We start from the raw sequence: 21714 nt of genomic DNA on the forward strand, positions 1-21714 counted from the left end.
GAGTGGCGTTTCACTACGATGAGCAGTCCAACGGATGGGGGATTCGTGGAGGACGCGCGTCTTAGCGAGTTGGCCGCTCGCGTACGGGAGTTCGGTGGAGGTGGAGACCCGCGCGTCGTACTTGAAGACGATGCCTTGGCTGTCGCCGCGGAGCTCTTTGCTTCAATGGACAGGCGACCCGAAGCGATCGACCCCGGTGTGCTGCACACCATTGCCGCGTTCTATTGGGCTCGGTCATTGGCGCACGGGCGCGCCAATGACGCCCAGGACCATGCTGCCCGAGACCTTGAGACAGCGATCGGCGTGTTCGGACTGCTCTACCTGGTCGATCACCGGCGAGTGCCGCGCGAGCTGTGGCCTCGGCTCGCTGATGAGACCGGATACGATCCGTGGAGCGACCCGCGGGACCATGCGGCCGATCTGGTCGTCGACGGTCAGGAGACGGGCGACATCGATGCGCTTGACCAGGCCATCAGTTTGATCCAGACGGTCCCTGACAGTGATGACAACGCATATCGGGACACTGTCCACGGTCTCGCGTACCACCACCGTGCGGCTCTTCCCGACCGCCCTGCAGCGGAACGGGGTGCGGATGCAGACGCCGCGGTGGAGCTGCTGAGTAGTGTTGCTGCTCTCCCGGAGCCACCTGCGGTGGGGCGTGCGAGCCGCGAGATGTCGCTCGCCGATGCCCTCGTGCGACGCTTCGATGTCGCGGGGAACACAGGCGATCTCACTCGAGCCGAGGGGGCCTATCGGGATGCACTCGAGGACGCTGCTGGGGACGCGCATGTCCTAGCGCGTGCGGTGGCCGGACTCGGTGCGACTCTCGGTCGTCGCGCGGAAGCAGCGGCAGTGGCAGCCGGTGATGGGGAAACCGCCATACCGGTGTTGAAGGAGGCAGCCAGGTGGCTGCGCCGCGCGGTTGACCTGACGAATGGCGTCGGCAGAGATCCGCATCTGGCCAACCTGAGCAGGGCCATGAGGCTTCTTCTCGAGTGGACGTCCCGGGCCACGAAGGCAACGACCCATCCGCCGGTCAGCAGCGACGATGCGGCCGAGGACGATCGGGCGGCCCGTATGGACGATCCTGCGGTCCGAGGTCAGGCCGAAGCCTTGGTCCATCTTGCTGCGCAGCTCTCGGCGCGTGTGGTGTCCGAGGACGAGGCCATACGTCGAGTGCAGGACCAGTCCTTCGAACTCTCGGAGACCGCCGTGGGATCCGTGGTGTTCGGGGCCTTACGTTTCGTAGAGGCTGGCACGCCGGGCGAGGCGGTGTCGGCGCTCACCCTCGCTCTCGAAGCTGCGCGCTCCCGTTGGGGTACCGGACACGGAACGCCGTGGTGGTGGGCGGCCGATGCCTACGTCGAAGCAGGACGACTTGCGTTGATCGAGATGGCCGACGGGCTGCTTTTCCGCCGCGCCAGTGCCGTGGCAGACGAACAGATCTCCGTTCTGCGCGGCAGCGATCGCGCCGAAGACATCGCCGAACTCGCGGAGACGCTGTACGCCGCAGGGCTGTTGCGCACCAGCCCGTATCTGGGCCAGATGTCGGGACTCTCCTTCGAGTCAGCCCATGATCTGTGGCGCGACCGCCAAGCTCGGCATCGCTCGATCCACCCCAACGATTCTGTCGCACAGGAAACCGCGGAGATGCCTACTCCACTGGCTGCGGCCGAGGAAGCGCTCACGTATCTGCACGAGGCCGCTGACCTGTCGCGCGAGCACAACCGGGGGCGTGTTCTCAAGGCGCTGGCCGAAGCACTGTCCATGGTCGCTGGCCTGAAGCAGGAGTCGCATAACGAGGAGATCAGAGCGGCTGCCCGTGAGGCTATCGACCTGCTGGACCCGATCCGGGATCCCCTCACCCAGTTGTACTTGCTAAGGGTCCTGCACTTGCTGGGTGAGCTCTCGCTGCCCGGTGACCTTCAGGACGTGCTGCCTGTACCGCTGGCAGCTGTCCGGGAACGTCAGGGGCTACGGGAGGCTGCGAGCGTCTTCGCTGAGGCGCTCACACTTGCCGAGGAGGCCCGCAGGCCTGACCTGGAGTTTCAGCTGCTCGAGGCCGCTGACCGCGAGCTGCCGGACCTGCCCATGGATTCCTACCGTCGCCGCCGCTGGGCCAGTGAAGTGCACTGTCTGGCGGCTAATCGCCTCGGCTGCTTCGAAGGGCTGATTCGTGTGGCGGAAGCCGCGGAACAGCTCCGCAGCCGATCGGACGACGAAGGTTGGCCGGCTGAGGAGCGTGCAGCGACCCTCATTCATCTCGCGGCGCACGCCCGGCGAGGCGACGAGGAGCACATAGGTCGCGCTCTGATCGAGGAGGCGCGGGAGTTGGCACCGGAGTTGTGCAACCGGTGCGGTCCCGCGCTGTATTACCTCGGCGGCACCCTCTCGTACGACCTGGCGCTGCGCACGTCGGGGACGGGGCAGGAAGCCCTCGTCGCGCGTCACTTCGCCGACGCACTCGCCGACTACGCCTCGTGCGGCCAGACCGACATGGCGCTGAACAGCCTCGATGCCGGATTGAGAAGCGCACTGGCAGCCGACGAGAACAGTGCGAGCGCGGCCGTGGTGGCATTGGTCCCCGCGGCCGTGTGGCTGAGAGGAGGCGTCGACGAGGTCATCGCTTGGAAGCTACGGGATCTGTACCAACAGCTGGTCATCAAACTGAGCGGACCCACCCTCTCCTACGGCCTGATGCTGGCGATTCACCAAGCCGCCAAGGGAATCGACTTCAGCGTCATCGCCGCGCGGCCCGGCCCGTTCACACCGTCTGCAAGACTGTCGCGACTGCTGGCCCGCATCAGGGTGGAAGAGTTGCGGCTGTCCGGACCGCTGAGCGAGCCCGAACTGCCCAGTGCCGAAGACGCCATGCTCTTCTATGTAGGCACCGGCGAGTCCGAAACTGGAAGTGACGCCGAAACGGAGCACCGCAACACGCAGCGTGCTGCCGACCGTTGGATCAGTCAGGAACTCCTCGCCACCGGCTCGCTGGATCGCATGCCGATGATGTTCCCGGACGAGTTGCAGGCACTCCTGACCGAGGACACGGTGCTGCTCTCGCTGTATCTCGGCCACGCACGCCGGGAGGGCTCCGAGGCGCTGGTGACTTCTCTGTCCGGCTTGGCGGTGACGCGAGCCGACATGGAGCACCACACCGTGCTCCTGTCGAATTTCGAAGCCGGGCTCATTCACTTCACGCGTGCAACACACAGGCTTTCCGCCCACCCGGTGGCATTTCATGTGGCAGCACTACGGCACGCCATCGTCACGGACCCGTTGCACCGGCCTGTCAGCCGTGAGGCACAAAAGCAGCTCAGGGATGACATCGTCCCGAATCTTGCGGGCTTTGCGTCCCGTCTGGACCGTTGGAGAGCTCAAGGGAAGCGCCATCTCTGCATCTGGCCCAACGGCCCGTTGCATTACCTCCCTTACCACCTGCTGGAGGTCGATGGCCGTCCCCTCGCAGCGGACTGGACCGTGACACAGGTACCCAGCCTCGGCTTCCTCCGCACTTCGGCGTCGAGACTCCACCGTCCACCCGGGCATGGACTCGTCGCCTTCGCATCCGCGGCCGGGGGCGCCCGGCACGGTCTCGGAGCTCAGGACGATCTGGAAGCGCACGCTGTCCAGGTGGCTGCAGCGATGGGCGGTCACGCGGTGTTGGGTGCCGCAGCGACACCGCAGCGGCTGCTCACCGAACTTGCCGACGCACGGTATGTCCATGTGGCCGCGCACGGAGCAAACAACGAGTGGGCGTCGTGGTACCAGTGCCTCTTTCTGTCGCCGGACACGGACAACGACGGTCGAGTCTTCGCCCACGACGTTCTCCAAACCGACCTGCGGAGCGTCGAGCTCGTCACGCTGAGCTCCTGCGAATCCGCTCTGGGCCGCTTCGACGTCAACGACAATCTTCGCGGTCTGCCAGCCGCGTTCCTGTCCGCCGGCGCATCGGCCGTCATCGGTTGTCTATGGCCGGTCCACCCTGAAGTGGCCACGGAGTTCTTCGGGACGCTCTACGAGCGCCTCGCGCGGACCTCGGACCGGCGGGCGGCGTTCCGTGCTGCTCAGACGGCTGTGCGCGCCCGACATCCGGCATACCGGGACTGGGGCTCGTTCTGCTTCATCGGCGACTGGCGTCATTCGGATTCGAAAAACGGAGCTGCCTCGTGACCCAACTGGAACTGCCCCTGACCCCGCTCCAAGAGATTGATCTGGTGGAGGTGCCCCGGCTGCAGTCGCCTGCCCCACAGCACCGCATCAAAGGGCGGATCTCACTCAGTGCGGCCGTCGTCCACCCACTGACGGCGGAGGAAGCAGCTGCAGGCGAGGCGGAGTGGCTCGGCTTCCTGACCGCGGAGGCGTCGCGCAGCGACTATCTCCTGCTCAGCCTCACGTGCGCCTTCCGCCCTCCGGCGAACGGGGACCCTTTCGCCGACGCTGCCGTCGGCGTTCTCCTGGAGTCAGTTGATGAGCCTGCTGACCGGCAGCCGATTGCTTGGTCGGTGTCTCCCAAGAAGCGCTCCCATCCGGTGGAGAGAGCAACCACAGTCTCGCTCAGTGCCAAGCTCGCGATCATCGAGTCCAGCCTCGAACTGGCCCCCGGACAAGGCCGAGAGGATGTCTTCGTCATGGGAATGGGCGAAAGGGACAGTGACCCGGAATGGCGCATCCGGCCGACCAGCCGTCACCCCCTGATTGGCGATGAGACCTTCACGATGATCGTCAAGGCCACGACTGGTGCTGCTGTGCAGGCCCACGTGACGGTGGCAGCCACCATCAAGCATCGGCGATTCGGCCTGATTCCCTATCGGGCAGATCTCCCTGCCGCATTGCGGAGCATCGATCTACGTCGTCAGATCGCTCGGTGAGATCAAGCGGTGTGCGCCCGGAGGGAGCAAGTGGAACGCGTCGTTTCGGGATGTCTTCCAGCGGGTGGCACAGCACACGCCATGTCGGCTTCGTGGCAGTCGGTCCGTGTGGCGCGTACGTCGTTTCCTTAGGCCCTCACCGTTGACGCCCCGCCGCCCGTGGCCACGGCGCAGCCCCGCCACTCGAACATCTCGGGCGGCCGCCCGCAGGGCCGTGCTCGGCACTCTCAGTGAGTCCTTGCGGAGGGACGCTGACGGCAACAGGGGCGGGCGAAGTGTGCGGAGTACCTGGTGACGCGGACGATGCCCGCTCCCCAGCGGCGCCGATTCTCCCCAGATTCTCCCCAGGGCTTTGAAACGCACCCGCGCGGACATTCGCTGGAGCGAATCTAGGCGGTCGTAGTGAACCGCCTCCTAAAGCCAGTCCCGCCGCTTGAAGATGAAGTACAGGCTCACACACACGACTGCCATCAGCAGAATCGCGAACGGATACCCCGCCGCCCACTTCAGCTCGGGCATCGTCTCGAAGTTCATGCCGTAGATCGTTCCCACCAACGTGGGAGCAAACAGGATCGCCGCCCACGAAGAGATCTTCTTGATCTCCTCGTTCTGTTCGAAGCCCGCTTCGGCCAGGGCGCGCATCTCGGCGTTCTGCTGCTGGGTGACCAGGGTCGCGTTGACCGTGAGGATGTCCGCGAGGGCCTGGCGGAAGCCGTCCACGCGTTCGCTGGTGTGGGTGACGTGGTCGGCCACGTCGCGCAGGTAGCGCTGGAGCTCCTCGTCCGTGCCGTACTTGGCGAAGCCCGCCATGAGGCCGTGCAGCATGCCGACCAGGGGGCGGGTCGCGCGCTGGAACTCGACCATCTCGCGGGCGAGTTCGTAGATGCGGCGGGAGACCTCCGGGGCGCCGCTGAAGACCTCGGTCTCGATCTCGTCGATGTCGTTCTGGACCCCCGCCACCACCGGGGCGTAGCCGTCCACGACCGCGTCCAGGATGGCGTACAGGACCGCCTCCGGGCCGAGGCGCAGGAGATCGGGGTCCTCCTCCATACGGTGGCGCACCGCCGACAGGTCGGGGGCCGCCCCGTGCCGGACCGTGATGACGAAGTCGGGGCCCACGAACACGTGGAGCTCGCCGAAGTCGACCTCCTCGGGGGCGTCCAGGTAGCGCGCCGCGCGCAGGACCACGAAGAGCGTGTCCCCGTACCGCTCCAGCTTCGGGCGCTGATGGGCCTCCATCGCGTCCTCCACCGCCAGCTCGTGCAGGCCGAACTCAGCCGCCAGGGAGAGGAGTTCGGCCTCCGTGGGGCGGGCGAGGCCGATCCACGCCATGCCGTCGGGGCGGGTGCGCAGCTCGCGGTAGGTCTCGGCGAGCGTCGCGGGGGAGGAGACCCGGACGCCGTCGCGGTAGAGGGCCGCCTGGACGACGCTCGGCCCCTGCGGCTTGCCGGTGTGCTGGGAGCGGGGACGCGGCGCGTCGGCGGCCGGCGGCGGTGTCGTGGACCGCTCGGAGCCGCGGCGCTCCGTCGCGCGCCGCCACGAGTGCTTGCGCGTCGAGTGGGGGCGGTGTGCCGGTCGCTCCGGGGTCACCGGTAACCCTTCCTGTCGCCGTTCGCTGCTTCGCCTGTCCCTCGCGCCCGTGGTGTCGCCCGCGCCCGCGGTGTTGCCCATGCCCGCGGTGCCGCCCGCGCCTCCACCGACCGGAGGTCCCTGAGCAGGATATATGCGGCAGAAGGGCCGGGCGCGGCCCAGGTCCGCCCGGCCGCGCCCGATTGCGGACCGTCCCTGTCCGCAAGTCGCGTTAGCGTGCGGAGCATGATGAAGACCCCGCCGGCCCCGGTCCTCGGCCGCCGCGCCCTGAACCGCGCCACCCTCGACCGGCAGCTCCTGCTGCGCCGCACGCGGATGTCCGCCCAGGACGCGCTCACCCACCTCGTGGGGCTCCAGGCGCAGAACGTGAAGCCGCCGTACGTCGCCCTCGCGGCCCGGCTCGACGGGTTCGACCCGGAGGAACTCTCCGGGCTGATGGCCCGGCGCGCGGCCGTGCGGGCCGTCACCATGCGCTCCACCGTGCACACCCTCACCGCCGACGACCTGCTCCTGCTGCGGCCGCTCAGCCGGCCCGCCGTCGAGCGCGAGCTGCGCATGTTCCGCGAGGGCCTGGACGGCGTCGACCTGGAGCGGCTCGCGGCCGTCGCCCGCGCGTACGTCGAGGAGGAGCCCCGCACGCCCGCGCACATCCGCGCCGAGCTGGCCCGCCACTGGCCGGACGCCGACCCGCAGTCGCTCGGCATCGCCGCCCGCGCCCGCCTCCCCCTGGTCCAGGTCACCCCGCGCGGCCTGTGGGGGCGCAGCGGCCAGGTCGCGCTCACCACCGCCGAGCACTGGCTCGGCCGACCGCTCGCGGAGGAGCCCGCGCCGGACGCCGTCGTACTGCGCTACCTCGCCGCCTTCGGGCCCGCCTCGGTGAAGGACATGCAGGTCTGGGCGGGCGTGACCCGGCTGCGGCAGGCCTTCGAACGGCTGCGGCCCGAGCTGCGCACGTTCCGCGACGAGAGCGGCGTCGAGCTCTTCGACCTGCCCGACGCACCCCGCCCGGACCCCGAGACCCCGGCGCCGCCGCGCTTCCTGCCGGAGTTCGACAACCTCCTGCTCTCCCACGCGGACCGCTCCCGCGTTGTCCCCGCCGCCCACAAGAGCCGTACGTGGAAGGGGAACCAGGCCCTCAGCACCTTCCTCGTGGACGGGTTCCTCGCCGGGCTGTGGCGGCTCGACGAGGCGAAGGACGGGTCGGTCGTCGTGGTCGTCGAGGCGTTCGAGGAGCTGAGCCGCGAGCTGCGCGCGGCCGTCGCCGAGGAGGCGGTGCGGACGGCGGCGGTGCTGGCCGCGGGCGCGTCGTCGTACGACGTCCGGTTCGGGGCGGTGGCCGATGTGCCCGCGCGGACGGGGGGCCGCGCCTGACTCCGTGTGGCCGGGGAGCCGCGCCTGACTCCGCGCGGACGGGTAGCCGCGTCTGACCCCATGTGGACGGGTAGCCGCGTCTGACCCCGTGTGCCTGGAGCCGCGCCTGAGGAACGCGTTCCGCCGCCCTCCCGCAGCTCCGTCCCGCCGCCCTCAGTCCGCCCGCCCCGTCACCGCCACCGTCACGCCGAGCCCGATCATCGTGCAGCCGCCCGCCCCGCCCACCATCGCGAGCCTGCGGTCCGAGCGGGCGAGCCAGGTGCGGGCCGCCGATGCCGTCAGGGCCCACAGGGTGTCCGTCACCAGGCCGATGGAGATCGGGACCAGGCCGAGCAGCATCATCTGCACGGGGACGTGACCCGCCGCGTGGTCCACGAACTGCGGCAGCACCGCCGCCGCGAACACGATGCCCTTGGGGTTGGTGAGGCCCACCAGAACGCCGTCCAGGAAGGTGCGCAGGTCTCCGCGCGGGCCGCGCCCGGCCTCGCCCGACGCCGTGGCACCGCGGATCGCCTCGGCCCTCATCTCCCGCCGGTGCCGGTACGCCTGGACCCCGAGGAACACCAGGTACGCCGCGCCCGCCAGCTTCACCGCCAGGAACGCCGCGGCCGAGCGCTCCAGGAGCGAGCCCAGGCCGAACGCGACCGCCACGATCATCAGGTACGACCCGGCGACGTTGCCGAAGGCCGTCGCCACGGCGGTACGCCGCCCGTGCGCGAGCGCCCGCCCGATCACGAACAGCACGCTCGGCCCGGGGATGACGATCACCAGGGCCGACATCGCGGCGAAGGCCAGAAGGCGGTCGACGGACACCATGCACGCCATTGAACCCGGGAAGCGGGCGGTGTGTACGGGGTACAGGTATTGCCGCTGCGGGGCACAGGAGAATTCCCGCTAGGGCAGCACCCCCGCCCTGCGCGCCGCCACCACCGCCTCCCAGCGCGTGTGCGCGCCCAGCTTCCGCATCGCCGAGCGCAGATACCCCTTCACCGTCTCCGGCCGCAGGCCGAGCCGCTCCGCGGCCGCCGTGTTCGTCGCGCCCAGGGCGACGCAGGCCAGCACGTCCACCTCGCGGGGGGCCAGGGGGACCGCGGGTGTGGTGCCCGCCGAGGCCAGGGGTGTGGCGTCCACCGACGTCGGGGCCGGGACGCCCGCCGAGGCCGGGGCCGTGGCGCCCGCCGAGGTCAGCGTGGTGCAGACCGCGAGGAGTTCGGCGCGCAGGGCGGGGTCCGCCGTGCGCGCGGCGAGCGCCCGCAGAGCCCCGTGCGCCTCACGCACCCGCTCCCAGGCGGCGGGCCCAGGACCGGCCGCCGCGTCCCGGGCCGCCGCCGCGACGGCGCGGGCCTCGTCGCGGGCGACCAGCGCCTGCTCCACGTCGCGCGCGGCGGCCACGGCCGCGGCGAGCACCCGGTCGCCCAGCGGCTGCGGCGCGCGCAGGGCGCCGTACAGCAGGCCGCGCACCCGGCGGCGGACCACGACCGGCACGGCGAGCACCGCGCGCAGCCCCTCCGCCGCGACGGCGCCGTCGTACTCGTGGCTGATGTGCCGGGAGGAGCTGTAGTCGGTGACGGCGCACGGCCGGGCGAGGGCGAGCGCCTTGCCGCCGAGGCCGTGGCCCGTGCCGATGCCGAGGCCGCTCAGGGCGTGCGTACCGGTGCCGCTGAGTTCGCGGATCCGCAGGCGCGGGACGCCGCCGGCGTCCGTGTCGACGAGGCCGCCGAAGGCCACGGGCAGGCCCGTCGCGCGCCGCAGCCGTACCAGCGCGGCCCGTACGTCCCCCGCCTCACCCGCGCCCGCAGCCGTCACACGCCCGCCCTCCACCGCACGCCACCCCCGTCCGGGGGTGGTGAGACCCACGTCACGAACTCCACGATGGTACGGACGCCGCACCGGCGGCGGAACCGCCGAGCCGCGGCCCGGCGACACCAGAGCACGACAACGGAACGCGACAGCGGATCACGGCAGCGGAACACGACTGCGGAACACGACAGCGGAACACAGGGAAGACGAGGTGCGCGGATGACGGAGACGGGGACGGGCGACGGCACGGAGGGGTTCCGGGCCGCCCGGGACTTCCTGCTGCGCCACCGCGAGGACTACGCGGCCGCGTACGAGGGGTTCGTCTGGCCGCGTCCTGAGCGGTTCAACTGGGCTCTGGACTGGTTCGACGTCATCGCCGAGGGCAACGACCGCACGGCGCTGCACATCGTCGAGGAGGACGGCACCGAGACCCGGCTGTCCTTCGCCGCCCTCGCGCGCCGCTCCGCCCAGGCCGCCAACTGGCTGCGCGGGCTCGGCGTCCGGGCCGGGGACCGCGTCGTCGTCATGCTCGGCAACCAGGCCGAGCTGTGGGAGGTCGCGCTCGCCGCGATGAAGCTGCGCGCCGTGGTGATCCCGGCGACGCCGCTGCTCGGTCCGGCGGACCTGCGCGACCGGATCGAGCGCGGCCGGGCCCGGCACGTGGTGGTGCGCGCCGAGGACACGGCCAAGTTCGACGCCGTGCCGGGGGAGTACACGCGGATCGTGGTCGGGGCGTCCGTGGCACCGGGCGGCGGGGCGTCCGTGGCACCGGGCGGCGGGGCGTCCGCGGTGCCGGGTGGTGGGGCGTCCGCGGTGCCGGGCGGCGGGGTGTCCGCGACACCTGCGAGTGGGGCGCCCGCGGTGCCGGGTGGTGGCTGGGTGTCGTACGACGGTGTCGACGGCGCCCCGGACACCTACACGCCCGACGGCGAGACCCGCGCCGACGACCCGCTCATGCTGTACTTCACCTCCGGCACCACCGCCCGGCCCAAGCTCGTCGAGCACACCCACGTGTCGTACCCCGTGGGGCACCTGGCGACGATGTACTGGATCGGCCTCAAACCCGGCGACGTGCACCTGAACATCTCCTCGCCGGGCTGGGCCAAGCATGCCTGGTCCAACCTCTTCGCGCCGTGGAACGCGGAGGCGACGGTCTTCATCCACAACTACACCCGCTTCGACGCAGGCCGCCTGATGCGCGAGATGGACCGCGCGGGCGTCACCAGCTTCTGCGCGCCGCCCACGGTGTGGCGCATGCTCATCCAGGCCGACCTGACGCAGCTCAGGACGCCGCCGCGCGAGGTCGTGGCCGCCGGGGAGCCGCTGAACCCGGAGGTCATCGAGCGGGTGCGGAGCGACTGGGGCGTGACCATCCGCGACGGCTTCGGGCAGACCGAGACCGCCGTGCAGGTCGCCAACACCCCCGGCCAGGTGCTCAAGCCCGGCTCCATGGGCCGGCCCACGCCCGGCTTCGCCGTCACGCTGCTCGACCCGGTCACCGGTGAACCCGGCGTCCAGGAGGGCGAGATCGCCCTCGACCTGTCCGCCGCCCCGGTGGGCCTGATGGCCGGCTACCACGGCGACCCGGAGCGCACCGCCGAGGCCATGGCGGGCGGCTACTACCGCACCGGTGACATCGGCGCACGCGACGCCGACGGCTACCTGACGTACGTGGGCCGGCGGGACGACGTCTTCAAGGCCTCCGACTACAAGATCTCGCCCTTCGAGCTGGAGAGCGCGCTGCTCGAACACGAGGCGGTCGCGGAGGCCGCGGTCGTGCCCGCGCCCGACCCGGTCCGCCTCGCGGTGCCCAAGGCGTACGTCGTCCTCGCCGAGGGGTACGAGCCGGGGCCCGGCACGGCCAAGGCGCTCTTCGAGCACTCGCGGGCCGTCCTCGCGCCCTACAAGCGGGTACGCCGCCTGGAGTTCGGCGCGCTGCCCAAGACGGTCTCCGGCAAGATCCGCCGCATCGAACTGCGTGAGGCGACGGCCAAGGGGTCGGACGCCGAGTACCGCGAGGAGGACTTCCGATGAGCTCCACGAGTAGTACGGAGGCGGGCTCCGCGAGCAGCGCGCAGGTGGGCTCTGCGAGCAGTACGCAGGTGAGTTCCGCGAGTAGTACGGAGGCGGGCTCCGTGAGCAGTACGCAGGCGGGCTCCGTGAGCAGTACGCAGGGCGGCGCCGAGCCGTCGTACGCGCACGGTACGAGTACCACGCCTCTGCTCGGCGACACCATCGGGCGGAACCTCGACCGGGCCGTCGCCACCTGGCCCGGCCGCGACGCCCTCGTCGACGTGGTGTCCGGCAGGCGCTGGACGTACGCGGAGTTCGGCGCCGCCGTCGACGAGGTGGCGCGAGCCCTGCTCGCCGCGGACGTCGCCCGGGGCGACCGCGTCGGCATCTGGGCCGTGAACTGCGCCGAGTGGGTCCTCGTCCAGTACGCCACCGCGCGCGTCGGCGCCGTCCTGGTGAACATCAACCCCGCCTACCGGTCGCACGAGCTGGCGTACGTCCTCAAGCAGGCGGGTGTCTCGGTCCTCGTCGCCTCGCAGACGCACAAGTCCAGCGACTACCGCGCGATGGTCGAGCAGGTCCGCGGGGAGTGCCCGGAGCTGCGGCGGGTCTGCTACATCGGCGACGCCTCCTGGGACGCGCTGCTGGCCGGGGCGGCGGCCGTCCCCCCGGAGGAACTGGCCGCCCGGGAAGCGGAGTTGAGCTGTGACGACCCGGTCAACATCCAGTACACCTCGGGTACGACCGGCTTCCCCAAGGGTGCCACCCTCTCCCACCACAACATCCTCAACAACGGCTACTGGGTGGGCCGCACCGTCGGCTACACCGAGGCGGACCGCGTCTGCCTGCCCGTGCCCTTCTACCACTGCTTCGGCATGGTCATGGGCAACCTCGCCGCCACCTCGCACGGCGCCTGCGTCGTCATCCCGGCGCCGTCCTTCGACCCCGTCGCCACGCTGCGCGCCGTCGAGCGCGAGCGGTGCACGTCGCTGTACGGGGTGCCGACGATGTTCATCGCCGAGCTGAACCTCGCCGACTTCGCCTCGTACGACCTGTCGTCGCTGCGCACCGGGATCATGGCCGGGTCGCCGTGTCCCGTGGAGGTGATGAAGCGGGTCGTGGCCGAGATGCACATGGAGCAGGTCTCCATCTGCTACGGCATGACCGAGACGTCCCCCGTCTCCACGCAGACCCGCATGGACGACGACCTGGAGCGCCGCACCGCCACGGTCGGCCGCGTCCTGCCGCACATCGAGGTCAAGGTCGTCGACCCCGCGACCGGCGTCACGCTGCCGCGCGGCACCTCCGGCGAACTGTGCACCCGTGGCTACAGCGTGATGCTCGGCTACTGGCAGGAGCCCGAGCGGACCGCGGAAGTCGTCGATGCCGGGCGCTGGATGCACACCGGGGACCTCGCGGTGATGCGGGACGACGGCTACGTCCAGATCGTCGGCCGCATCAAGGACATGATCATCCGGGGTGGCGAGAACATCTACCCGCGCGAGATCGAGGAGTTCCTGTACGGCCACCCGAAGATCGCGGACGTGCAGGTGGTCGGGGTGCCGGACGAGCGGTACGGGGAGGTGCCGCTGGCCTGCGTGATCCTCCGCGAGGGCGCGGAGCCGCTCACCCTCGCCGAACTGCGCGCCTTCTGCGAGGGACGGCTCGCGCACTACAAGGTGCCGACGGGGCTGCGGATTCTTGAGGACTTTCCCATGACAGTGTCGGGGAAGGTGCGGAAGGTGGAGCTGAGGGAGAGGTTCGGCTGAACGGCGGGGCCCGCATGGGCTTGGGCCGGGGCTGTGGTGGGCCTCCGGCCGGGGCTGGGGTCGGCCTGCGGCCGGGCTGCGCCTGCGACGGGCTGTGCCTGGGCTGGGGCTGGGCTGTGGTGGGCCTCTGGCCGGGGCTGGGCTGCGCCTGCGGTGGGGCTGACGCTGGGCCGCGCTTGTGTCGTTCGCCGGGGTGCCCTTGGGGTTCGGGTGCGGGTGGGTGGTGGTGTGGCGCCGCTGTCGCGGCGCACTTGCCCACCCGCCCGCCCGTGGCGCCTTGGTGACAAGGCTGGGCTTGCGGCTGGGCTCAAGCGCTGTGCTCCAGGGCTGGGCCTGCGGCCAGGTTGCGGGTGGGCCGCGTGCGCCGGGCCTGGGGCGGGCTGCGCCGGGGGGGGGGGCGGCTGGGCCTGCGTTGTGCGGCGGGTTGTCTCGGGGGTGCGGGTGCGGGGAGGCGTGGTGGTGTGGCGGCGCGGTGGCGGCGGGGTTTTACGCCCCCCCCGTTCGCCGTGGTGGCGGGGGTGGACCAGCGGGCCGGCGGCGGTGGTGCTGCGCCCGGGCTGGGCCCGCGGCCCGGTTGCGGGTGGGCCGTGCGCGCTGGGCTTGCGGCCAGCTATGGGTGGCCTGCGCGGCTTGGATGTGCGGTGGGGCTGCGTCCGGGGCGGGAGGTGGCTGGGGCCGTGTTGTCCGGCGGGTCCTGTCCGGGGCTTGGGTGAGGGCCGTGGTTGTGGCTGGAGGTTGGCTGTGGTCGAGGTTTTAGTGCGGGCGGGCGTGGGTCGGTGCCGCTGTCGCGGCGCGACTGCCCACCCCGTCCCGCTCGTGACACCTCGGTGGCGGGGGGCTCAGCCGAGGAACCTTCCCGTGGCAGGGGTATGCCGTCGGGCCCGGGCTGTGAGGCCTGGGTGTCACGGGCGGGTGGGTGGGAGGGGCGTTGCGCGGTGGGGCGGGGTGGTTGTGTGGGTGTGGCGTGTGCTGCGCTGGCTTCGCTGGGGTGGGTGGAGTTCGCCTGGTGGGACGTCAGGCCGGGCTTGCGCAGCCGGGTGATCATGGGCGGGTGGGTGGGAGAGGCCTTGCGGGGCAGGGCCCAGGTGTTCGGTGGGGCGTGGCGTTCGCCGCCCTGTGCCGCTGCGGCGGGCGGGGTGCGTTTGGCGTGGCGAGGGGCCGAGCTTGCGTAGCCGGGTGATCATGGGCGGGTGGGTGGGAGAGGCCTTGCGGGGCGGGGCCCAGGCGCTCGGCAGGGCGTGGCGTTCGCCGCGCTGATTCGCCGGGGCCGGGGGAGTCCGCCCGGCGTGCCGTCAGGCCGGGTTTGCGCAGCAGGGGTGGTCATGGGCGGGTGGGTGGGCAAGCCCCGCCGCAGCCAGAGCTAACGTCCCCGCGAAGCAAACGCCCGAGCCGCCTCGTTCAACGCCTGAGGCACCCCACTCAGCGGAATACGGAACAGCGGCACCGCCAGTTCGAGGGCGCGCCCGCGAGCCGCGGGAGTGAAGTCACACAGGGCGAAGCACACGCACAGCGCCTCGCGCGTGAGAGCCGTGAGCCACGCGCACTCCAGGTCCCGCAGGGACGCGGGCCGCGCCGACGGCTCCACGTGCGCGACCACCCCCCGCGCGATGAGCCGCGCCCCGGACGGCGGCCGCCCGTCGCGCCCGGCGTCGGCAACGCCCACGTCGGTGTAGCCGAGCCAGCGCAGGTACAGCGCGGCCGTGGTCACGGCGTCCCGCGCGCTGCCCACCGGCACGGGCCGGAACACCCCGGGCTCCGGCCCCGGCCCCGGTGCCGCGCCGGGCCCGCCCTCGGGCGTCAGGCCGAGCCCCACCCCCGGTACCACCTCGTGACCCCCGCCCGGCTCCGGTTCAGGCGTCGCGCCATGGCCCCGCCCGGCCCGGGGCGCCGGGCCACGGCCCGGCCCCGGCCCCGGCCCCGAGCCCTCGGGCAGGACCGGTATCCGCAGGACCACTCCGCACGCGCACCCCAGCTCCGGCCGCGGCCAGTCCGCGGCGCGGCCGCAGGAGCCGCACCGTACCGTCACCCAGTCGTCGGCCCAGGTCCGCTCGGTGACCGGGGTGGGCACGACGCCGTGCGCGACGGGCGGTACGACGGGCGCGCCGCAGGCACAGGGGAACGCCGGAGGCGCGTACGCCTGCTCATGGCGGCACACCGGGCAGCGCACCGGAAAGCCGTCCCTCGTCATGACCCTCACCACCTCGCCGTCGCCCCGACACCCGTGACCGCACCGCACCGCCCGCGCTCGAACTGCCCGGCACCCCGACCGTGCAGGCCACGCCCAGGGTGCCCCGCCCCCTGACCACAGGCTGGTGCCCGCCCCTCCGTAGCCGTACAGCCCTGCGCCCATGGTCGTACGGAACGCGACGACCCCGATACGCGATTTTGAGCTTCGGCCCGGCCGCCGTCCCTTGACGCTCCCTCCGTTCCCTTTTACATTGCTTCCGTATAACAGAATCAATCTTCCACATTGCGGAAACAGGGAAGCCTGCGAAGCCGAAGGACCCGCGGAACCGAAAAACCCACGGAACCCCCCGGAACCCACGGAACCCGCAGAACCAACCCCACCAGCAAGAACACCCAACGGCCGCAAGGCCGGCCAACCGCAGGACCGGACTTCACAGCTCACCGCGGGGCGCGACGGGAGCGGAGAATCCGCCAGCCGGAGCAGGAGAACTCAATGGCTCGTATGACCGCCGCCCGCGCGGCAGTTGAGATCCTCAAGCGGGAGGGCGTCACCGACGCGTTCGGTGTGCCGGGCGCCGCGATCAATCCCTTCTACAAGGCGCTGAAGGAGGGCGGCGGCATCGACCACACGCTCGCCCGCCACGTCGAGGGCGCCTCGCACATGGCCGAGGGCTACACCCGGGCCCGGCCGGGGAACATCGGTGTCTGCATCGGTACGTCGGGCCCCGCGGGCACCGACATGATCACCGGCCTCTACTCGGCGATCGGCGACTCGATCCCGATCCTGTGCATCACCGGGCAGGCGCCCACGAGCGTGATCCACAAGGAGGACTTCCAGGCCGTCGACATCGCCTCCATCGCCAAGCCGGTGACGAAGATGGCCGTGACGGTCCTGGAGGCGGCGCAGGTCCCGGGCGTCTTCCAGCAGGCGTTCCACCTGATGCGCTCCGGCCGCCCCGGCCCCGTGCTCATCGACCTGCCCATCGACGTCCAGCTCACCGAGATCGAGTTCGACCCGGAGACGTACGCGCCGCTGCCGGTCTACAAGCCCGTCGCGACCCGCGCCCAGATCGAGAAGGCCATCGGCTTCCTGCTGGAGTCGGAGCGCCCGCTGATCGTCGCCGGTGGCGGCATCATCAACGCGGACGGCAGTGAACTGCTCGTGGAGTTCGCCGAGTTGACCGGCACGCCGGTCATCCCGACCCTCATGGGCTGGGGCGTCATCCCCGACGACCACGAGCTCAACGCGGGCATGGTCGGCCTCCAGACCTCGCACCGCTACGGCAACGCCACCTTCCTGGAGTCCGACTTCGTCCTCGGCATCGGCAACCGCTGGGCCAACCGCCACACCGGCTACAAGCTGGACGTCTACCGCCAGGGCCGCACGTTCGTGCACGTCGACATCGAGCCGACCCAGATCGGCAAGATCTTCGCGCCGGACTACGGCATCGCCTCCGACGCCAAGGCGGCCCTGGAGCTGTTCGTCGAGGTCGCCCGCGAGCTGAAGGCCGCGGGCCGGCTGCCCGACCGCACCGCGTGGATCGCCGCGGGCCAGGAGCGCAAGGCGACCCTGCTGCGGCGCACCCACTTCGACGACATCCCCATGAAGCCGCAGCGCGTCTACGAGGAGATGAACAAGGCCTTCGGCCCCGAGACGCGGTACGTGTCCACGATCGGCCTCTCGCAGATCGCGGGCGCGCAGATGCTGCACGTCTACAAGCCGCGCCACTGGATCAACTGCGGCCAGGCGGGCCCCCTCGGCTGGACCATCCCCGCCGCGCTCGGCGTCGCGAAGGCGGACCCGGAGGGCCAGGTCGTCGCGCTCTCCGGCGACTACGACTTCCAGTTCCTCATCGAGGAGCTGGCCGTCGGCGCCCAGCACCGCATCCCGTACGTCCACGTCCTCGTGAACAACTCCTACCTGGGCCTGATCCGCCAGGCCCAGGCAGGCCTCGACATCAACTTCCAGGTCAACCTGGAGTTCGAGAACATCAACTCGCCGGAGCTCGGCGTCTACGGCGTCGACCACGTGAAGGTCGCCGAGGGCCTCGGCTGCAAGGCGATCCGCGTGACCGACCCGAACGACCTCGGCGCCGCCTTCGAGCAGGCCAAGAAGCTGGCCGAGGAGTACCGCGTCCCGGTCGTCGTGGAGGCCATCCTGGAGCGGATCACCAACATCGCGATGAGCCGCACGGCCGACATCAGCGACGTCACCGAGTTCGAGGACATCGCCACCGAACCGTGGCACGCGCCCAGCGCCATCAAGACACTGAAGGCCTGACGACGCCGGAGGGCAAGGGGGCGGTCCACCCGTGGACCGCCCTCTTCGGTGTCTCCCTCGCATCCGGCCGGCGCTGTCAGACGTTCCCCGCACAATGACGCGCATGGCAACACGAGTCGACATGACGCTTGAGTGGCACCTGCGCGCCGTCAGCGAGGAGTGCGCGGACGCCGAGGTGCGCGAGGCCCTGGACGCTGTCTTCGCCCATATGCACAGCGGTCGGAGCACCAAGCGCCGCGGGGGCAAGGAACTGATACGCCTGCTCACCGAGGCACGGTCGCAGGCCGCCCGCGCGGAGGAGTGGGAGGTCGTCCGGCAGGTCCATGACGCGGTGGCCTACGCGGAGGGCCGCATCCTGCGCCATGACTTCGAGGAGCGGTACCGGCTCTTCCAGGACGGGGCGCGCAACGACATCAACCGCGATTTCCTGGGGCGCACCATGTGGGCGGCGCATCATTGGATGGTCTCCACCGGGCGTGAGTATCTGAAGGCGCACCCTGAGGCCACCGCCGAGGACGTTCTGGAGCACTTCCGCGCCGAGGGCGAGGACGCCCGGTTCCTGGAGGCGCCCGCGGACCGGCCCGGCCGGTACGTCATCCCGCGGGGCAGGGCCGAGACCGCCTTGTGGCTGGAGCGCATCCTGCGGGACGGCCGGATCGACATCGAGGATCCGGCGGAGGCGGCACGTACGATCGTCACCTCGCCGGAGGCGCTCGCCCTCCTCGCGGCGGACGAACAAGGGCACTTGGTGCTCCAGGCCACGGAGTTGCGCCGACGGGCCGCAGGCCTCGAGGAACTGCGTCAGGTCATCGAGGACCGCGAGGCCCACGAGCGGGAGTTGCAACGGGTGCTGGAGGGACAGCACTGGATCTTCGGCGGCCAGTACGTCGGCGAGGCGGCCCAGCGCAGGCTCGTCCCGGGCGACGAGGTGGACATCCCCCTGATCCGTGGCGACGGCGCCCTGCACGTCGTGGAGCTGAAGCGGGCCATGGGACTCAAGGGGCCCCTCGTCAGACGGCACCGCAACGCCTGGGTGCCCGCGGCCTCGGTGCACGAGGCCGTGGGCCAGGCCGTCAACTACCTCGTAGGCCTGGACGAGCACCGCACCCGTATCCGGGACGAACTGGGAATCGAAACGCGCAGGGCGAGCGCTCTGGTGCTCATCGGCCACCCCGCCGTCCAGCCGGAGGTTCCCGAGGAGGAGCTCAACGAAGCGCTGCGGACGTTCAACGCCCACCTCAGCCGCGTCGAGGTCCTCACCTACAAGGAACTCCTGGACAACGCCCGCCGTTCGCTGGCCGGGCCCGACGACCGGCGCAGGGCGTAGTGGACGGCCAGCGCGAGCACCAGCGGCCCCCACAGCCCCACAGGCAGTACGCACACGCGGAACAGCAGCTCCCAGGCCCCGTTGTCGAAGGAGCCGAAGGAGACGCCGAGGCCGAGCGCGCCCAGGGTGAAGGGCCCGAACAGCAGGGTCGCGCCGAGTCCGCCGGCGACCGCGGGGACCAGGGCGACGGCGGGGTGCAGCCGCCGCCCGCCGACCAGCGGGACCCAGGCGGGCGCCACCTCGCCCCAGCCCCGCACGAGCCCGAACGACAGCAGGGCGAGCGCCTCGGTGAGCAGGCTCAGCGTGAAGACGTACGGTACGGAGATCCACAGGCTGCCGATCGAGCCCGTGCCGGTGCCCATGTCGAAGCCGAAGGCGAACGGCAGCCGCCAGACGCACTGGGGGAGCAGGACCAGCGGAATCACATGGGCCACGCGCTCCGCCCAGCGGGCCACGGGAAGTTCAGTCGTCGTCATGCCCCGAGCTTCCCGGCTGCCGCGACGATGATCGTCCGTCCCACAGCCGAACCCCCTCCGCCGCACGGCGGAGAAGCCGGTCCACCGCAGGACCGGGGCCGGGCGGGGGAATCCGGCCCGTCCGGCGCGTGAGGATGATGCAGCTGTATTTCAGCCCGTCCGGCGTTTGGGGACGAGGCCGAAGGCCGATGCGCCGTGAGCGGGTACGCCCCGCAGGGCTTGGGGCGGATCCCCGAGGCCCGGCCGAGGGATTCCAGCCCGTCCGGCGATTGAGGACGGGGCCGAAGGCCGATCGACCGCGAAAGGGCACGCCCCCGCGAGGAACCGCGGCGCGTCCGGCGACAGCCCCCCGCCACCCCCTCCTCAGGTCGAAGGGAGAGCTGTGAGGCCTTCACCACCGCACTGGCTCGCCGGAGCGCGCCGCGGTCCTCGTCCCCCCGCGCGCCGTGTGCCACCCCTCATCCGGGCGCACGGCGGCGCGGGTTCCGCGCGGGGGACCGACCTCCCGTCAAGTCCCCGGCGCAGTCTCTAAGTTGACGGAAACTCAGTCCTCGCGCAGGGCGCGGACCGCCTCCTCCACCCGCTTGCCGTAGTCGGCGTCGGCGGCGTGGAAGTGGGCCAGGTTCTTCTCGACGACGTCCTCGCGGGACACCTGGGAGAGCCCGCCCGCGATGTTCGCCACCAGGCGCTCCCTCTCCTCCTCGGACATCAGCCGGTACAGCTCGCCCGCCTGGAAGAAGTCGTCGTCCTTGGTGTGCGCGGGGGCCTCGTGCGTACCCGTGTAGCCGCTGACGGCGAGCGGCGCGGAGAGCGGCCTGCCGGTCTCGGTGGGGCCGTCGTACGAGTTCGGCTCGTAGTTCTTGCGGTCACGGCCGTAGGCGTTGGCGGCCATGAGGCCGTCGCGGCCGTAGTTGTCCACCGTGGTCGCCTTGGGCGCGTTCACCGCGAGCTGGGTGTGGTTGACGCCCAGGCGGTAGCGGTGCGCGTCGGCGTACGCGAACAGGCGGCCCTGCAGCATCTTGTCGGGCGAGGGGCCGATGCCGGGCACGAAGTTGTTCGGCGAGAACGCGGCCTGCTCGACCTCGGCGAAGACGTTGTCCGGGTTCCGGTCCAGGACCAGGCGGCCCACGCGCTGGAGCGGGTAGTCGGCGTGCGGCCACACCTTCGTCAGGTCGAAGGGGTTGAAGCGGTACGTCGCCGCGTCGGCCGCGGGCATGATCTGCACATGCAGGGTCCAGGACGGGTTGACCCCGCGCTCGATGGCCTGGAGCAGGTCCGTCTGGTGCGAGTTGGGGTCCTTGCCCGCGAGTTCGGCGGCCTGCTCGCTGGACAGGCAGCGGATGCCCTGGTTCGTCTTGAAGTGGTACTTGACGAAGAAGGCCTCGCCCTGGGCGTTCGTCCACTGGTAGGTGTGCGAGCCGTAGCCGTTCATGTGGCGGTACGAGGCGGGGATGCCGCGGTCGCCCATCAGCCAGGTCACCTGGTGCGTGGCCTCGGGGGCGTGCGCCCAGAAGTCCCAGACGTTGTCGGGCTCCTGCTTGCCGGTGAACGGGTCGCGCTTCTGCGAGTGGATGAAGTCGGGGAACTTCAGCGGGTCCTTGATGAAGAACACCGGGGTGTTGTTGCCGACGAGGTCGTAGTTGCCCTCGGCGGTGTAGAACTTCACCGCGAAGCCCCGCGGGTCACGCACCGCGTCCGCGCCGCCGAGGCTGTCGGCCACGGTGGAGAAGCGCAGGAAGACCTCGGTGCGCTTGCCGACGGAGGACAGGAAGTCGGCGTACGTGTAGTCCGTGACGTCGTCCGTCACCTCGAAGTAGCCGTACGCGCCCGAGCCGCGGGCGTGCACCACGCGCTCCGGGATGCGCTCGCGGTTGAAGCGGGCGAGCTTCTCCAGGAGGTGCTGGTCCTGGAGGAGGAGCGGACCGCCGGCGCCGGCGGAGGCGGAGTTCTGGTTGTCGGCGACGGGGGCGCCGGACTCGGTGGTGAGCACGCGCTGCGGCATGGTGGTGGGTCGGCCTTCCGTGCGGGA

13 protein-coding genes are annotated in these 21714 nt (G+C 71.1%); 7 read left to right on the forward strand and 6 right to left on the reverse strand.

Going from position 1 to position 21714, the window contains the following annotated elements:
* The first annotated feature begins 45 nt into the window (after window positions 1-45).
* Together QK440_RS25560 and QK440_RS25565 are read left to right on the forward strand one after the other, a co-directional pair.
* Window positions 46-4173, forward strand: coding sequence for a CHAT domain-containing protein (locus tag QK440_RS25560; protein ID WP_282795547.1), 4128 nt, complete (start codon window positions 46-48; stop codon window positions 4171-4173).
* Window positions 4170-4871, forward strand: coding sequence for a hypothetical protein (locus QK440_RS25565; protein WP_282795548.1), 702 nt, complete (start codon window positions 4170-4172; stop codon window positions 4869-4871). The genes QK440_RS25560 and QK440_RS25565 overlap by 4 nt, the downstream gene beginning before the upstream one ends.
* 414 nt (window positions 4872-5285) lie before the next feature.
* Here the strand turns inward: QK440_RS25565 and QK440_RS25570 are convergent, their stop codons facing one another.
* The gene (locus QK440_RS25570; RefSeq protein WP_282795549.1) at window positions 5286-6461 is read right to left on the reverse strand and encodes a magnesium and cobalt transport protein CorA; all 1176 of its coding nucleotides are present in this window, start codon (window positions 6459-6461) and stop codon (window positions 5286-5288) included.
* Window positions 6462-6686: 225 nt separating this feature from the next.
* Here QK440_RS25570 and QK440_RS25575 point away from each other — a divergent pair, with 225 nt between their 5' ends.
* A complete protein-coding gene (locus QK440_RS25575) occupies window positions 6687-7832 on the forward strand; it encodes a winged helix DNA-binding domain-containing protein (protein ID WP_282795550.1) in 1146 nt (381 codons plus the stop codon).
* 153 nt (window positions 7833-7985) lie between these two features.
* Here the strand turns inward: QK440_RS25575 and QK440_RS25580 are convergent, their stop codons facing one another.
* On the reverse strand, window positions 7986-8648 hold the full coding sequence (locus tag QK440_RS25580) for a LysE family translocator (RefSeq protein ID WP_282795551.1): 663 nt from the start codon (window positions 8646-8648) through the stop codon (window positions 7986-7988).
* 78 nt (window positions 8649-8726) lie between these two features.
* Complete coding sequence (locus QK440_RS25585) at window positions 8727-9638, reverse strand: helix-turn-helix transcriptional regulator (protein ID WP_282795552.1); 912 nt, start codon at window positions 9636-9638, stop codon at window positions 8727-8729.
* Window positions 9639-9851: 213 nt separating this feature from the next.
* Between QK440_RS25585 and QK440_RS25590 the strand changes: the two genes are divergently transcribed.
* Window positions 9852-11666 (forward strand): AMP-binding protein, encoded by a 1815-nt coding sequence (locus tag QK440_RS25590; protein ID WP_282795553.1) that lies wholly within the window; start codon window positions 9852-9854, stop codon window positions 11664-11666.
* A gap of 101 nt (window positions 11667-11767) precedes the next feature.
* Window positions 11768-13414: an AMP-binding protein gene (locus QK440_RS25595; RefSeq protein WP_282795554.1), complete on the forward strand. Its 1647-nt coding sequence runs from the start codon at window positions 11768-11770 to the stop codon at window positions 13412-13414.
* A 1360-nt stretch (window positions 13415-14774) separates the two neighbouring features.
* Here QK440_RS25595 and QK440_RS25600 read toward each other — a convergent pair.
* Complete coding sequence (locus tag QK440_RS25600) at window positions 14775-15602, reverse strand: hypothetical protein (protein ID WP_282795555.1); 828 nt, start codon at window positions 15600-15602, stop codon at window positions 14775-14777.
* A 501-nt stretch (window positions 15603-16103) separates the two neighbouring features.
* Here QK440_RS25600 and gcl point away from each other — a divergent pair.
* Complete coding sequence (gene gcl / locus QK440_RS25605) at window positions 16104-17882, forward strand: glyoxylate carboligase (RefSeq protein WP_282795570.1); 1779 nt, start codon at window positions 16104-16106, stop codon at window positions 17880-17882.
* A 103-nt stretch (window positions 17883-17985) separates the two neighbouring features.
* Window positions 17986-19209 (forward strand): Shedu anti-phage system protein SduA domain-containing protein, encoded by a 1224-nt coding sequence (locus tag QK440_RS25610; RefSeq protein ID WP_282795556.1) that lies wholly within the window; start codon window positions 17986-17988, stop codon window positions 19207-19209.
* Here QK440_RS25610 and QK440_RS25615 read toward each other — a convergent pair.
* A complete protein-coding gene (locus QK440_RS25615) occupies window positions 19143-19685 on the reverse strand; it encodes a hypothetical protein (RefSeq protein WP_282795557.1) in 543 nt (180 codons plus the stop codon). The genes QK440_RS25610 and QK440_RS25615 overlap by 67 nt on opposite strands.
* A 544-nt stretch (window positions 19686-20229) precedes the next feature.
* Window positions 20230-21687, reverse strand: coding sequence for a catalase (locus QK440_RS25620; protein WP_282795558.1), 1458 nt, complete (start codon window positions 21685-21687; stop codon window positions 20230-20232).
* Window positions 21688-21714: the final 27 nt, after the last annotated feature.

It is taken from the genome of Streptomyces sp. CC224B (genome assembly GCF_030010595.1).
GTDB classification, from domain to species: Bacteria; Actinomycetota; Actinomycetes; order Streptomycetales; family Streptomycetaceae; genus Streptomyces; species Streptomyces longispororuber.